Source organism: Streptomyces sp. NPDC059456 (assembly GCF_042750055.1).
Lineage (GTDB): Bacteria > Actinomycetota > Actinomycetes > Streptomycetales > Streptomycetaceae > Streptomyces.
In genome coordinates, this window is the sequence record NZ_JBHYVA010000172.1 from 1 (window position 1) to 13,349 (window position 13,349).

Annotated in this window: 10 protein-coding genes and 1 pseudogene; 6 read left to right on the forward strand and 5 right to left on the reverse strand. The window is 73.1% G+C overall.

Annotated features, from left to right (window positions below; translation table 11 throughout):
• Positions 1 to 101 precede the first annotated feature (101 nt).
• The 3 genes and pseudogenes from ACFXA3_RS17345 to ACFXA3_RS17355 form a co-directional block, all read right to left on the reverse strand.
• A complete protein-coding gene (locus ACFXA3_RS17345) occupies positions 102 to 650 on the reverse strand; it encodes a DinB family protein (RefSeq protein WP_385187636.1) in 549 nt (182 codons plus the stop codon).
• Positions 639 to 1,481, reverse strand: a pseudogene (locus ACFXA3_RS17350) (sulfurtransferase); the annotation flags it as partial. The pseudogene ACFXA3_RS17350 and the gene ACFXA3_RS17345, both read right to left, overlap by 12 nt.
• A gap of 155 nt (positions 1,482 to 1,636) precedes the next feature.
• Positions 1,637 to 1,798, reverse strand: coding sequence for a hypothetical protein (locus ACFXA3_RS17355; RefSeq protein WP_385187621.1), 162 nt, complete (start codon positions 1,796 to 1,798; stop codon positions 1,637 to 1,639).
• 98 nt (positions 1,799 to 1,896) lie between these two features.
• Here ACFXA3_RS17355 and ACFXA3_RS17360 point away from each other — a divergent pair, with 98 nt between their 5' ends.
• Positions 1,897 to 2,433: a GNAT family N-acetyltransferase gene (locus tag ACFXA3_RS17360; protein ID WP_385187623.1), complete on the forward strand. Its 537-nt coding sequence runs from the start codon at positions 1,897 to 1,899 to the stop codon at positions 2,431 to 2,433.
• A gap of 58 nt (positions 2,434 to 2,491) precedes the next feature.
• Here ACFXA3_RS17360 and ACFXA3_RS17365 read toward each other — a convergent pair whose 3' ends face one another.
• Positions 2,492 to 3,754 (reverse strand): hypothetical protein, encoded by a 1,263-nt coding sequence (locus tag ACFXA3_RS17365; protein ID WP_385187625.1) that lies wholly within the window; start codon positions 3,752 to 3,754, stop codon positions 2,492 to 2,494.
• 166 nt (positions 3,755 to 3,920) lie between these two features.
• Here ACFXA3_RS17365 and ACFXA3_RS17370 point away from each other — a divergent pair, with 166 nt between their 5' ends.
• Positions 3,921 to 4,526, forward strand: coding sequence for a hypothetical protein (locus tag ACFXA3_RS17370; RefSeq protein ID WP_385187626.1), 606 nt, complete (start codon positions 3,921 to 3,923; stop codon positions 4,524 to 4,526).
• Here the strand turns inward: ACFXA3_RS17370 and ACFXA3_RS17375 are convergent.
• Positions 4,523 to 5,245: a TetR/AcrR family transcriptional regulator gene (locus tag ACFXA3_RS17375; RefSeq protein ID WP_385187628.1), complete on the reverse strand. Its 723-nt coding sequence runs from the start codon at positions 5,243 to 5,245 to the stop codon at positions 4,523 to 4,525. The genes ACFXA3_RS17370 and ACFXA3_RS17375 overlap by 4 nt on opposite strands.
• A 136-nt stretch (positions 5,246 to 5,381) precedes the next feature.
• Here ACFXA3_RS17375 and ACFXA3_RS17380 point away from each other — a divergent pair, with 136 nt between their 5' ends.
• From ACFXA3_RS17380 to ACFXA3_RS17395, 4 genes are all read left to right on the forward strand, one after another.
• A complete protein-coding gene (locus ACFXA3_RS17380) occupies positions 5,382 to 7,151 on the forward strand; it encodes a glycoside hydrolase family 3 protein (RefSeq protein WP_385187630.1) in 1,770 nt (589 codons plus the stop codon).
• A gap of 214 nt (positions 7,152 to 7,365) precedes the next feature.
• The gene (locus ACFXA3_RS17385; RefSeq protein ID WP_327285386.1) at positions 7,366 to 8,106 is read left to right on the forward strand and encodes a response regulator transcription factor; all 741 of its coding nucleotides are present in this window, start codon (positions 7,366 to 7,368) and stop codon (positions 8,104 to 8,106) included.
• Positions 8,103 to 9,182 (forward strand): ATP-binding protein, encoded by a 1,080-nt coding sequence (locus tag ACFXA3_RS17390; RefSeq protein WP_385187632.1) that lies wholly within the window; start codon positions 8,103 to 8,105, stop codon positions 9,180 to 9,182. Before ACFXA3_RS17385 ends, ACFXA3_RS17390 begins: the two co-directional genes overlap by 4 nt.
• Positions 9,183 to 9,441: 259 nt before the next feature.
• Positions 9,442 to 13,308, forward strand: a complete 3,867-nt coding sequence (locus tag ACFXA3_RS17395; RefSeq protein ID WP_385187634.1) for a multifunctional oxoglutarate decarboxylase/oxoglutarate dehydrogenase thiamine pyrophosphate-binding subunit/dihydrolipoyllysine-residue succinyltransferase subunit — start codon at positions 9,442 to 9,444, stop codon at positions 13,306 to 13,308.
• Positions 13,309 to 13,349 lie beyond the last annotated feature (41 nt).

The window sequence follows — 13,349 nt, forward strand, 5'->3', positions numbered from 1 at the left end:
ATGCGGCCGCGGGTGCTCGCCGGCCCAACCGTGGCCGAGGCCGAGGCCGGGTGCGGGGTGCCGGGTGCCGGGCGGGGTGCGGGGTGGGGTTGGCCGCCGTTTCAGATGCCGATCGCGCCGTCGATCCGCTCGCGCAGCAGGTCGGCGTGCCCGTTGTGGCGGGCGTACTCCTCGATCATGTGGATGAGCACCCAGCGCAGTGACACCTTCCCGCGCCACTCGTCGTCGGCCTCCACGTCCAGGTCGGGCGCCGCGGCCGTGAACGACTGCGCGAAATCGACCTCGTCGCGCCATGCCTCCCATGCCGCCGCGACGGCCGCGGCGCCGGGCACCGCACCGTCGAAGTCGCCGTCCGGGTCCGCCTCCGAGGAGAACAGGGCGGGCGCCTCCTGCCCGGCCAGGACCCGGCGGAACCAGCGGCGCTCCATGTCCGCGAGGTGGCGGACCAGGCCGAGCAGCGACAGCGTGGACGGCTCCACCGACCGCAGGGCCAGCTCGGCGCCGAGCCCGGCGCACTTCAGCTCGAGCGTCGCGCGCTGCGCCGCCAGGACATCGGTGAGCAGGGCCCGCTCGTCGCCCGTCGCGGGCGTGGCGAACCGGTCCTCGGACGCGGCGCCGTCGAAGAACTGCCCCCGCCGGCCCGTCACCACGGGCAGCTCCGGGCGCATCGCCCAGTCCGTCCACGAGCCGTCGTACACGGCGAGCGACTCGTACCCGGCCAGCGTGGCGCCCAGGGCCAGGACGCATGCCGTCACGCCGGAGCCGCAGCTGAAGTACAGCCGCTCCCTGTCCCCGGTCAACGCGGTGAGGGCCGCCCGGAGTTCCCCGGCGGGCCGCATCAGGCCGTCGCGCTGGAGGTCCCCGAACGGCAGGTTCACCGCGCCCGGCATGTGCCCGCCGCGCAGGCCGGCCCGCGGTTCCGGGGCCGTGCCGGTGAAGCGTCCGCGGGTACGGGCGTCCAGTACGACGGCGGCCGGATCGGCCAGGGCCGTGCGGACCGCGTCGGCGTCGACCAGCAGCCCGGTCCGGGGCCGGGCGGTGAAGGAGCCGCGCGGGCCCCCGTACACGGGTCCGCACTCCTCGACGGGCAGCCCGGCGGCGGTCCAGGCGGGCAGGCCGCCGTCCAGGACGGCGACCCGGTCGAAGCCCATGGCGCGCAGCATCCACCAGGCCCGGGCGCTGGAGTAGATGCCGGCGCCGTCGTAGACGACGACGGTGTCGGTGTCGTCGACGCCGAGGGCGCGTATCGCCTCCTCGAACGCGGCGGCGCCGGGCATGGTGTGCGGGGCGGGAGCGTCGTGGTCGGACAGGGCGCCGTCGAGGTCGAAGGGCCGGGCGCCCGGGATCCGCCGGCCGGCGCCGCGGTGGGCGCCGACGGAGGCGTCGAACACGACGGTCCCCGGCCCGCCGAGCCGGCCGGCCAGCCAGTCCACGCCGACCAGGGGTCCGGGCAGGGCGGCGTCGGGGCGGGGCGGGGTCATGCGGCACCTCCGGTCGGAATCGGCGGACCCCTTCGGTTCCGGGGCCCGCCGGACATCTTCCTACGGGACTCGAGGCCGCCCGCAAAACACTTTTCCGGTACGGGAGTTCGTGGACGCCGCGGGAGCCTCCGGGGCGGCGGCCGCGCGGCCGGCCGCTAGCCGCTGAGCGCCAGGCCGGTGAACGCGACCACCAGCGAGACGGAGCAGATGATCCGCTGCCTGCGGTCCCAGTTGCCCCAGCCCCGCTCACCGCGGCTGCCGATCAGCAGGCCGACCATGCCGAGGATGAAAAGCCCCATTCCGATCTCGGACCGCATACGTCCTCCCCCTGCCCCGTGTTCCGGGCCCGCTCGCTCCCGGAGGGCCGAGGGTACGGGCGCGGACCGACCCGCATCCAGTCCTCTAGGGTGCGGACATGGAGCCGGAAACGATCACCGTGCTGGACCACTCCGGGTGGACTCCCGATCCGGTGGCGGTCCACCGCGTCCTCGCGGACCTGGTCGCCGGCGGCGCGGCCCTCGGCTGGGTCGATCCGCCCGCGCCGGACGAGGTCGCGGAGCTGCTCGACCAGGTGCTGTCGCAGGCCCGGTCCGGGGACGCGGCCCTGCGCGTCGCCCACCTCGGCGGCCGCCTGGTCGGGCTGGGCTACTGGCGCCGTCACGCCCGGCCGACGCACCGCCCGCACGCCGACCTGGAGAAGGTCGCGGTGGACGCCGCCGTCCACGGGCGCGGGGTCGGCCGGGCCCTCACCGCGGCCCTGGTCGCGGACGCCGGGGCCGCCGGGATCGAGGTCCTCACCCTGGACGCCCGGGGCGACAACACCCGCGCGCTCGGGCTCTACCGCTCCCTCGGCTTCACCGAGTACGGGCGCCTCCCCGGCTTCGTCGCCGTCGGCGAGCGCCGCTACGACAAGGTGTTCTACATGCGGGACTTCCGCACCGGCCGGCGCTAGGGGTGTCCGGGACCGCGCCCGCTGCACCGCGGTGCGGCGGAGGCCGGAGAGCGGCCCCTCACGGGCACCGCCCCGGCTGCGCGTAGACCGCGACGCGGGCTCCCCTGACCTCGTCCACCGAGCAGAGGTCGAAGTGCGAGGCCAGCGTCTGGCGTTTGACCGCTTCCCGGGGGTACGCGTCCAGCGGCTGGTCCGCCGGATCGAGCAGGGCCACCACCCGGGGGGCGTCCACCAGGCGGGCCCGGATCTCCTCGGTCGGCAGTTCCGTGCCCTGGAGGCTGCGCGAAGCGGCCGGGGTGCGGGCCAGGGCCAGGTCGCGCAGGGTCCCGTAGAGCTCCGGCGAGGACAGCAGCCATTCGCGCCGCCGCGACGGCATGAACAGCACCGCGTCGCCCGGCCGGGCGCGTTCGCGGACCGCGGCGGCCACCGCGAGCACGTCGTCCTTGCGGCTCTCGGGCGTGCGCAGCCAGAGCGACCACCAGCCGAACGGCACCAGCAGGGCCGCCGCCAGCAGCCAGGGCCAGTGGTGGCGGGCCGCCGCGAGGCGGGTTCCGGCCAACAGGGCGAGCCCGGCCAGGGCGTAGAGGACGTACCGGTCGACGTACCAGGGGTGGACGAGGGAGATCAGCATGAGCAGGCCGGGCGGCAGCAGCGCCAGCGGCAGGGCCACCCGTACGAGGTCCCGGGGCAGCGCGGCGCCCCGGGCGAGCAGCAGCGCGGCCGCCGCGAGCACCCCGTACGCCGCCCAGTCCTGCCAGCCCGGCCGCCCGAGCCAGCCCAGCTGACGGTCCGCCTGCCGGACGCTCACCGCGGCCAGCGGCAGCAGCAGGACCACGACGACGGCGGCGCTCCGCCGCCAGCCGCGCGAGCGCCGCGCGGTGACCGCGTGCGCGAGCAGGGCCAGGGCGGCGAACTCGTGCAGCCAGCAGCCCGCCAGCAGGACCGCGGTGTACGCGGCCCACCGCTCGCGCAGCATCAGGTACGTCGCCCACACCACGGCTGCCGCGACGAGGGCGTACGAGCGGCCCTCCTGCGCGTACATCTGCACGGGCGGCAGCACGGCGTAGACGGCCCCGGAGCACAGTGCGGCCCGCTCCCCCGCGAGCCGGTGGGCGATCGCGGCCACCCCGGCGGCGGCGAGGGCGGTGGCGGCGACGGACGGCAGCCGCAGCGCCCACAGGCCTCCGTCCCAGGTCCGGAAGACCGCGTGCATCAGCAGGTAGTACAGCCCGTGCACGGCGTCGACCTGTCCGAGCAGCTCCCGGATCCCGCCGAGGGGGCGGTGCGCCACCTGCCAGGTGACGGACTCGTCGCGCCACATGCTGCCGCCGCGGCGCAGGCCCCAGAGGCCGAGGAGGACGGCGAGCAGCGGCGGCAGCCAGCACCGGGCGGCGGCGATGCGGCGGATGTCGTCCTCCTGGTGCTATCCGTGCGGGCGGTGTCCGCTCCATACTCGGGGGTCGGCCCGAGAACCTCCGGGGGTGGGTGTGCGCGCGTTACGAGCGGCGGCGACGGTGCTGCTGGGTGCGGTGGTCCTGGCGGGATGCGGATCGCAAGGCGGCGGCCCGTCGGCCCCGCCGGGCTCCGGCACCCGGTCGGCCGGCGGTGGCACGACCGCGTCGGGACCGGCGCAGCCGTCCCCGGGGCCCTCCTCGGGTACGACGGGTGCGCAGCCGGCGCCGGGGAAGCCCAGCGGCGCCCCGGCGGGCTCGTCCGCGCCCGGCTCCCCCGTCTCCCCGGGGCCGTCCTCGGCCTTGGAACGGCTGCTCACGGTCACCCGTAGCGGTGGTATCGCGGGCAGGACGAGCACTCTGCTGATCAAGGGCGACGGGTCGTGGACCCGGCTGGACGGCCAGGCGCGGCCGGCCGGCACGGGGAAGCTCCCGCCGGAGCGGCTGGCCAGGCTGCGCACCGCGCTGGGGCGGGCGGACTTCGCGCACCTGCCGAAGGTCCCGAAGGGCGGGGCGACGGTGTTCGACGGATTCGTCTACGCCTTCGTGCACGAGGGCCACGAGGTGGCGGCCGGCCAGGAGTCGCTGACGCCGGCCCTGCGCAGCGCGCTGAGCGAGCTGCCCCCGTTCGAGGCCGGCTAGGCCGGGCCGGCCGGCGGACCCGCGGCCGGCCTCACGTTCGCCGGCCTCGCACGTGTCGGCCTCGCACTCGCCGGCAGGCCGGTGCCCGCCGTCGAGATCGCGCGCAGCTGCCGGTCGAGGTATCCGTGCAGCCGGGCCGGCATGTCCACGGCGCCGGGGGTCAGCGCCCACTGGATCTGGAGCCCGTCCATGACGGCCAGGGTCTCGCGGGCGACGGCTTCGCAGTCGGTGCCGGTCCGCAGCTCCCCCCGGGCGACGGCCGCTTCCAGCAGCGCGACGTTGTGGGCGAGCACCCGGGCGTAGCGCTGCTCGAAGTAGGCGTGCGCCGGGTGGCCGGGGTTGCCGGATTCGCCGACGAGCGTGTTGTACATCCGTACGAGGCCGGGCCGGCGGGCGTTGTCCGCGGCCAGTGAGACGACGGTGGCGTAGTACGCGGCGACGGATTCGGCCGGTTCGCCGAACAGGCGCTCCACGTCGTGCTGCTCGCTCTGCGCCAGCACCGACAGGAGCAGGTCCTCCTTGCTGCGGAAGTGGTGCAGGAGCCCGCCCTGGGTGATGCCGCACTCGCCGGCGATCCGGGCGAGCGAGGAGGCGTGGAAGCCCCACTGCGCGAAGTGCTCCACCGCGGTGTCGAGGATCTTGCGGCGGCGGGCGTCGCCCACCGCGTAGGTCCCGCGGCCGGCGGCCTTCGGGGCGGTGCGCTCCTTGTCCTGTGCCATGCGGCCCACCCTAGGTGCTCCGCTGCGGCCCCCTGAGCGGAGTGGTCCAGGTCACTTTTCCAAAACCTAGTGGGTACAAGGTTTTCGCGTCTACGGTGGCACCCTCCGCCGGACCGCACCCAGGAGCCGTACGCCGATGAACTCCGTGCCCGCCGCCGTCCCCCCGTACAAGGACCCCGCCCTGCCCGTGGAGGAGCGGGTGGCGGACCTGCTCTCCCGGATGACGCTGGAGGAGAAGGCCGGCCAGCTCTTCCACGCGATGCTGATGATGAATCCGGACGGCACCCCGGTCACCGAGACCGACGGCTCGATGCTCCCGTTCACCACGCCGGAGCTGATCGGGGACCGCTTCCTCAGCCACTTCAACCTGCTCGGCACGTACGGCGCCCGCGAGATGGCGCAGTGGCAGAACGCGGTGCAGGAGATGGCCGCGGCCACCCGCCTCGGCATTCCGGTCACGCTCTCGACCGACCCGCGGCACGCCTTCACCGACAACGTCGGGGCCTCCTTCGACGCCGGCGCGTTCTCCGCCTGGCCGGAGGCGCTGGGCCTGGCCGCCATCGGCGACCCGGAGCTGGTGTTCCGCTTCGCGGACACCGTCCGCCGCGAGTACCTGGCCGTCGGCTTCCGGGTCGCCCTGCACCCGCAGATCGACCTGGCGACCGAGCCCCGCTGGGCCCGCCAGAGCGGCACCTTCGGCTCGGACGCGCGGCTCACCGCCGAACTGGTGCGGGCGTACGTACGAGGTTTGCAGGGCCCGGAGCTCGGTCCCGAGTCCGTCTCGGCGATGGTCAAGCACTTCCCCGGCGGCGGCCCGCAGAAGGACGGCGAGGACCCGCACTTCGCGCACGGCAAGGAGCAGGTCTACCCGGGCGGGATGCGCGAGCACCACCTGGAGCCGTTCCGGGCAGCCGTCGAGGCGGGATGCGCGCAGATGATGCCGTACTACGGCCAGCCGGTCGGCACGGACTGGGAGGAGGTCGGCTTCGGCTTCAACAAGGACGTGGTCACGGGCCTGCTCCGGGAGGAGCTGGGCTTCGGGGGGATCGTCTGCACCGACTGGGGGCTGCTGAACGACGCGGTGGTCTTCGGCCAGGTCCACCCGGCGCGGGCCTGGGGCCTGGAGCACCTGACGGTCGCCGAGCGGGCGGCCCGCGCGCTGGACGCCGGCGCCGACCAGTTCGGCGGGGAGCAGTGCCCGGAGGTGATCGTGGAGCTGGTCCGCTCGGGCCGGGTCCCGGAGTCCCGGATCGACGTGTCGGTGGCGCGGCTGCTGCGCGAGAAGTTCGTGCTGGGCCTGTTCGAGAACCCGTACGTGGACCCGGACGCGGCGGCGGAGACGGTCGGCCGGGCCGATTTCGCGGCGCTGGGGGCGGCGGCGCAGCGGCGTTCGCTGACGGTGCTGACCAATCCGGGGGGCCTCCTGCCGGTCCGCGGGCGGCCGCGCCTGTACGTGGAGGGTGTGGACGGGGCCGTCGCGGCGGGGTACGGCGAGGTGGTGGCCGAGCCGGGTTCGGCGGAGCTGGCGGTGCTGCGGCTGCGTACCCCGTACGAGCCGCGGGAGAACGTCTTCGAGTCGTTCTTCCATTCGGGCTCGCTGGCCTTCGCCGAGCCGGAGCTGTCCCGGATCCTGGCGCTGCTGGACGCCGTACCGACGCTGGTCTGCATCAATCTGGAGCGCGCCGCGGTCATCCCGGAGATCGCCGAGCGGGCGGCGGCGCTGGTCGCGGACTACGGCGCCGAGGACGCGGCGCTGCTGGACGTGGCCTTCGGCCGGGCCGTGCCGGAGGGGCGGCTGCCCTTCGAGCTGCCGCGGTCGATGGCGGCGGTGGAGGCCTCGCGGCCGGACGTGCCGAACGACACGGTCGACCCCGTGTTCCCGTACGGGCACGGCCTGGCCCTGTAGGGGGTCGACAAAAGCGCGCGGTGGCCGACGATCACCGCGCACCGGGTGGCCGTGCCGTGGGGGGACGGCCACCCGGCATCACCGCCCATATCCCCATTCCCGCCGTAATCGGAATAGTTGGTTCCGCCAGTTTCCCTGTCTGAACCCCGCATAGCCGCAGGCCGGTGCCTCCTCTACGCTGCACCCCTACCACGCGGATCTTCAGGGGCGGGACATGGAACAGACACACACCACCCACGGCGGTGCCGCGGCCACCCCCGGCGCCCAGCGGCGCGTACTCGTGGTCGAGGACGATCGCACGATCGCCGACGCGATCGCGGCCCGGCTGCGCGCCGAGGGCTTCCAGGTGCAGGCCGCCTTCGACGGCCCGGCCGCCGTGGCGGCGGCCGAGAGCTGGCAGCCCGAGCTGCTGGTCCTCGACGTGATGCTGCCCGGCTTCGACGGCCTGGAGGTCTGCCGCCGCGTCCAGGCGCAGCGCCCGGTCCCGGTGCTGATGCTCACCGCGCGGGACGACGAGACCGACATGCTGGTCGGGCTCGGGGTCGGCGCCGACGACTACATGACCAAGCCGTTCTCCATGCGCGAGCTCGCGGCGCGGGTCCACGTCCTGCTGCGCCGCGTGGAGCGGGCCACCCTGGCCGCCACCACCCCGCGCGGGGCCACCCTGCGCCTGGGCGACCTGGAGATCGACCACGCGCAGCGCCGGGTCCGGGTCCAGGCCGAGGACGTCCACCTGACGCCCACCGAGTTCGACCTGCTGGTGTGCCTGGCCGGCACCCCGCGGGCGGTGCTCTCGCGCGAGCAGCTGCTCGCCGAGGTGTGGGACTGGGCCGACGCGTCCGGGACCCGTACGGTCGACAGCCACATCAAGGCCCTGCGCCGGAAGATCGGGGCGGAGCGGATCCGTACGGTCCACGGCGTCGGGTACGCCCTGGAGACCCCGGCCCAGTCATGAGCGGCGGGCGCCCGCCCGGGGGGCTGCGGCCGTTCTCGCCGTTCTCGATCAAGACCAAGCTGGGCACGCTCGTCGTGGTCTCGGTCTTCATCACGACGGGGCTGCTGATGGTGGCCCTGCGCACGGACACCGAGCTGCGGTTCATCACGGTCTTCTCGGTGATCGCATCGATGCTGATCACCCAGTTCGTGGCGCACAGCCTGACGGCGCCGCTGGACGACATGACCCGGGTGGCCCGGGCGATCTCCCACGGCGACTACACCCGCCGGGTGCGCGGGGCCGGGCGCCGCGACGAGCTGGGCGACCTGGCGTCCACGATCAACCTGATGGCGGACGACCTGGAGGCCGTGGACCGGCACCGCAAGGAGCTGGTCGCCAACGTCTCGCACGAGCTGCGCACGCCGATCGCGGCCCTGCGGGCGGTGCTGGAGAACGTGGTGGACGGGGTCTCCCGGGCCGATCCGGAGACCATGCGGACGATGCTCAAGCAGACCGAGCGCCTGGGCCGGCTCGTGGAGACCCTGCTGGACCTGTCCCGCGTCGACAACGGGGTGGTCCCGCTGAGGGCCCGCCGCTTCGAGGTGTGGCCGTACCTGTCCGGGGTCCTGAAGGAGTCGGGTCTGGCGGCCGCCGGCCGGCCGGGTCTGCTCTCCGGCTCCGGCGGGCACACCCGCAACGACGTCCACCTGCACCTGGACGTGTTCCCTCCCGAACTGACGGCGTACGCGGACGCCGAGCGGCTGCACCAGGTCGTGGCGAACCTGATCGACAACGCGGTCAAGCACAGCCCCCCGCACGGCCGCGTCACCGTCCGGGCCCGGGCCGGCGACACCCCCGGGAGCCTCGCGCTGGAGGTCCGGGACGAGGGCCCCGGCATCCCGGAAGCAGAGCGCCACCGCGTCTTCGAGCGGTTCAACCGGGGCAGCGCGAACGGCGGCGACGGCGGCACCGGACTGGGGCTCGCGATCGCCCGCTGGGCCGTCGGCCTGCACGGAGGGCATATCGGGGTGGCCGAATCGTCACGCGGCTGCCGCATCCTCGTCACGCTTCCGGGCAGCTCCCCGGCGTCACATTGACGTAGGGTTCGAGTGCGTAGGACATGATCTCGGCCACACGTGCCCGGGGTCCGTCAGGGGTGCGAAGCCAAGGGGGCCGCAACCACGATGCCCCCTACCCGAACCAGGCTGGTTTCCCGCCATTCAGGGCGGCGAAACCCGCCGTTCGATGTGACCTACATGACGTAAGTCCCGCCCGGTCTGCATCCAGCGGTCAGGGAGGCGTAGCCTTTATTCCCGCTGTCCATACCTTGTGAAGCGGAAGAGGGCGGTTGCCGCCGTGTCGCCACAGTCCCCCAGTAACCCGAGCACCACGACCGAAGCAGCAGAGGGCGGGAAGACCCCTGCCTCAGGCTTCGGTGCCAACGAGTGGCTCGTCGACGAGATCTATCAGCAGTACCTCCAGGACCCGAATTCGGTCGACCGGGCCTGGTGGGACTTCTTCGCCGACTACAAGCCGGGGGGCGCTGTCGCTCCGGTGAAGTCGGACGGTCCCGAGAAGCCCGCGACGACGACGGACGGCGCCTCCGCACAGGCCGCCACTCCCGTCGCCGCAGCGCCGCAGGCCACCGACGCAGCCGCCACGGGGGCGGCGCGCGCCGCGGCCCCCGCTCCCGCGCCCGCGCCTGTGACCGCTCCTGCCCCTGCTCCTGCCACCCCCTCTGGTGCCCCTGCTGTGACTGTCACCTCCCAGGCCCCGGCCGCCGCACCGGCCGCGCCCGCCTCCTCCGCCGTAGCCCCGCAGAAGGCCGCGCCCGCCACCGAGGCCCCCGCGGGCCCCGAGCTGGTGACGCTCCGCGGCCCGGCGGCCGCCGTCGCGAAGAACATGAACGCCTCCCTCGACGTGCCGACGGCCACCTCCGTCCGCGCCGTCCCGGTGAAGCTGCTGTTCGACAACCGCATCGTCATCAACAACCACCTGAAGCGCGCCCGGGGCGGGAAGATCTCCTTCACGCACCTGATCGGCTACGCGATGGTGCAGGCCATCAAGGCCATGCCGTCGATGAACCACTCCTTCCAGGAGAAGGACGGCAAGCCGACCCTGGTCAAGCCGGAGCACGTGAACTTCGGCCTCGCGATCGACCTCGTGAAGCCCAACGGCGACCGTCAGCTCGTCGTCGCCGGCATCAAGAAGGCCGAGACCCTCAACTTCTTCGAGTTCTGGCAGGCGTACGAGGACATCGTCCGCCGCGCCCGCGTCGGCAAGCTGACGATGGACGACTTCACCGGCGTCACCGTCTCGCTGACCAACCCCGGCGGCCTGGGCACCGTCCACTCCGTGCCCCGCCTGATGCCCGGACAGTCCGTCATCATGGGCGTCGGCTCCATGGACTACCCGGCCGAGTTCCAGGGCACCTCCCAGGACACCCTGAACAAGCTGGGCATCTCCAAGGTCATGACCCTGACCTCGACCTACGACCACCGGGTCATCCAGGGCGCGGCCTCCGGCGAGTTCCTGCGCATCGTCGCGAACTTCCTCCTCGGCGAGAACGGCTTCTACGACGACGTCTTCGAGGCCCTGCGCATCCCGTACGAGCCGGTCCGCTGGCTCCGGGACATCGACGCCTCGCACGACGACGACGTCACGAAGGCCGCCCGCGTCTTCGAGCTGATCCACTCCTACCGGGTCCGCGGCCACGTCATGGCCGACACCGACCCGCTGGAGTACAAGCAGCGCAAGCACCCCGACCTCGACATCACCGAGCACGGCCTCACCCTGTGGGACCTGGAGCGCGAGTTCGCGGTCGGCGGCTTCTCCGGCAAGTCGATGATGAAGCTCCGCGACATCCTCGGCGTCCTGCGCGACTCGTACTGCCGCACCACCGGCGTCGAGTTCATGCACATCCAGGACCCGAAGCAGCGCCGCTGGATCCAGGACCGCATCGAGCGCCCGCACTCCAAGCCGGAGCGCGAGGAGCAGCTGCGCATCCTGCGCCGCCTGAACGCGGCGGAGGCCTTCGAGACCTTCCTGCAGACGAAGTACGTCGGCCAGAAGCGGTTCTCCCTGGAGGGCGGCGAGTCCGTCATCCCGCTGCTCGACGCCGTCATCGACTCGGCCGCCGAGGCCCGCCTCGACGAGGTCGTCATCGGCATGGCCCACCGCGGCCGCCTGAACGTCCTCGCCAACATCGTCGGCAAGTCGTACGCGCAGATCTTCCGCGAGTTCGAGGGCAACCTCGACCCGAAGTCCATGCACGGCTCCGGCGACGTCAAGTACCACCTGGGCGCCGAGGGCACCTTCACGGGCCTGGACGGGGAGCAGATCAAGGTCTCGCTCGTCGCCAACCCCTCCCACCTGGAGGCCGTCGACCCGGTCCTGGAGGGTGTCGCCCGCGCCAAGCAGGACGTCATCAACAAGGGCGGCACGGACTTCACCGTCCTGCCCGTCGCCCTGCACGGTGACGCGGCCTTCGCCGGCCAGGGTGTCGTCGCCGAGACCCTGAACATGTCGCAGCTGCGCGGCTACCGCACCGGCGGCACCGTCCACGTCGTCATCAACAACCAGGTCGGCTTCACCGCCGCCCCGGAGTCCTCGCGTTCCTCCATGTACGCGACCGACGTGGCCCGCATGATCGAGGCGCCGATCTTCCACGTGAACGGCGACGACCCGGAGGCCGTGGTCCGCATCGCGCGGCTCGCCTTCGAGTTCCGCCAGGCGTTCAACAAGGACGTCGTCATCGACCTCATCTGCTACCGCCGCCGCGGTCACAACGAGTCGGACAACCCGGCGTTCACGCAGCCGTTGATGTACGACCTGATCGACAAGAAGCGCTCGGTGCGCAAGCTGTACACCGAGTCCCTCATCGGTCGCGGCGACATCACGCTGGAAGAGGCCGAGCAGGCGCTCCAGGACTTCCAGGGCCAGCTGGAGAAGGTCTTCGCGGAGGTCCGCGAGGCCGCCACGCAGCCCGCGGGCGCCCCGGTGCCGCCGGCGCAGACCGCGCAGGAGTTCCCGGTCGCGGTGAACACCGCCATCTCGCAGGACGTCGTCAAGCGGATCGCCGAGTCCCAGGTCAACATCCCCGACCACGTCACCGTGCACCCGCGTCTGCTGCCGCAGCTGCAGCGCCGCGCCGCGATGATCGACGACGGCACCATCGACTGGGGCATGGGCGAGACCCTCGCCTTCGGCTCCCTGCTGATGGAGGGCACCCCGGTCCGGCTGTCCGGCCAGGACTCCCGCCGCGGCACGTTCGGCCAGCGCCACGCGGTCCTCATCGACCGGGAGACCGGCGAGGACTACACCCCGCTGCAGTACCTGTCGGACGAGCAGGCCCGCTACAACGTCTACGACTCGCTGCTCTCCGAGTACGCGGCCATGGGCTTCGAATACGGCTACTCGCTGGCCCGCCCGGACGCGCTCGTCCTCTGGGAGGCCCAGTTCGGTGACTTCGTCAACGGCGCGCAGACCGTCGTCGACGAGTTCATCTCCTCGGCCGAGCAGAAGTGGGGCCAGACCAGCGGCGTCACCCTGCTGCTGCCGCACGGCTACGAGGGCCAGGGCCCGGACCACTCGTCCGCCCGCCCGGAGCGCTTCCTCCAGATGTGCGCGCAGGACAACATGACGGTCGCCATGCCGACCCTGCCGTCGAACTACTTCCACCTGCTGCGCTGGCAGGTCCACAACCCGCACCACAAGCCGCTCATCGTCTTCACCCCGAAGTCGATGCTGCGCCTGAAGGCGGCGGCGTCGAAGGCGGAGGAGTTCACGAACGGTTCGTTCCGCCCGGTCATCGGCGACACCACGGTGGACCCGAACGCGGTCCGCAAGGTCGTCTTCTGCGCCGGCAAGGTCTACTACGACCTGGAGGCCGAGCGGGAGAAGCGCGGCATCACGGACACCGCGATCATCCGCATCGAGCGGCTGTACCCGCTGGCGGGTGCCGAGATCCAGGCGGAGATCGCCAAGTTCCCGAACGCGGCGAAGTACATCTGGGCGCAGGAAGAGCCGGCGAACCAGGGTGCGTGGCCGTTCATCGCGCTGAACCTGATCGACCACCTCGACCTGGCGGTCGGCGCGGACGTCCCGGCGGGCGAGCGCCTGCGGCGGATCTCGCGCCCGCACGGCTCCTCCCCCGCGGTGGGCTCGGCGAAGCGCCACCAGGCGGAGCAGCAGCTCCTGCTGAACGAGGTCTTCGAGGCGTAAGCCTCACCGTCCGACCGGAAGGCCCGGCACCCCGACGGGGG

What these genes read in the sequence shown, in the direction of transcription:
- ACFXA3_RS17355 (WP_385187621.1), bottom strand. Translation starts at nt 1,798, where the DNA reads ATGCGGTCCGAGATCGGAATGGGGCTTTTCATCCTCGGCATGGTCGGC.
- ACFXA3_RS17360 (WP_385187623.1), top strand. Translation starts at nt 1,897, where the DNA reads ATGGAGCCGGAAACGATCACCGTGCTGGACCACTCCGGGTGGACTCCC.
- ACFXA3_RS17365 (WP_385187625.1), bottom strand. Translation starts at nt 3,754, where the DNA reads ATGTGGCGCGACGAGTCCGTCACCTGGCAGGTGGCGCACCGCCCCCTC.
- ACFXA3_RS17375 (WP_385187628.1), bottom strand. Translation starts at nt 5,245, where the DNA reads ATGGCACAGGACAAGGAGCGCACCGCCCCGAAGGCCGCCGGCCGCGGG.
- ACFXA3_RS17380 (WP_385187630.1), top strand. Translation starts at nt 5,382, where the DNA reads ATGAACTCCGTGCCCGCCGCCGTCCCCCCGTACAAGGACCCCGCCCTG.
- ACFXA3_RS17385 (WP_327285386.1), top strand. Translation starts at nt 7,366, where the DNA reads ATGGAACAGACACACACCACCCACGGCGGTGCCGCGGCCACCCCCGGC.
- ACFXA3_RS17390 (WP_385187632.1), top strand. Translation starts at nt 8,103, where the DNA reads ATGAGCGGCGGGCGCCCGCCCGGGGGGCTGCGGCCGTTCTCGCCGTTC.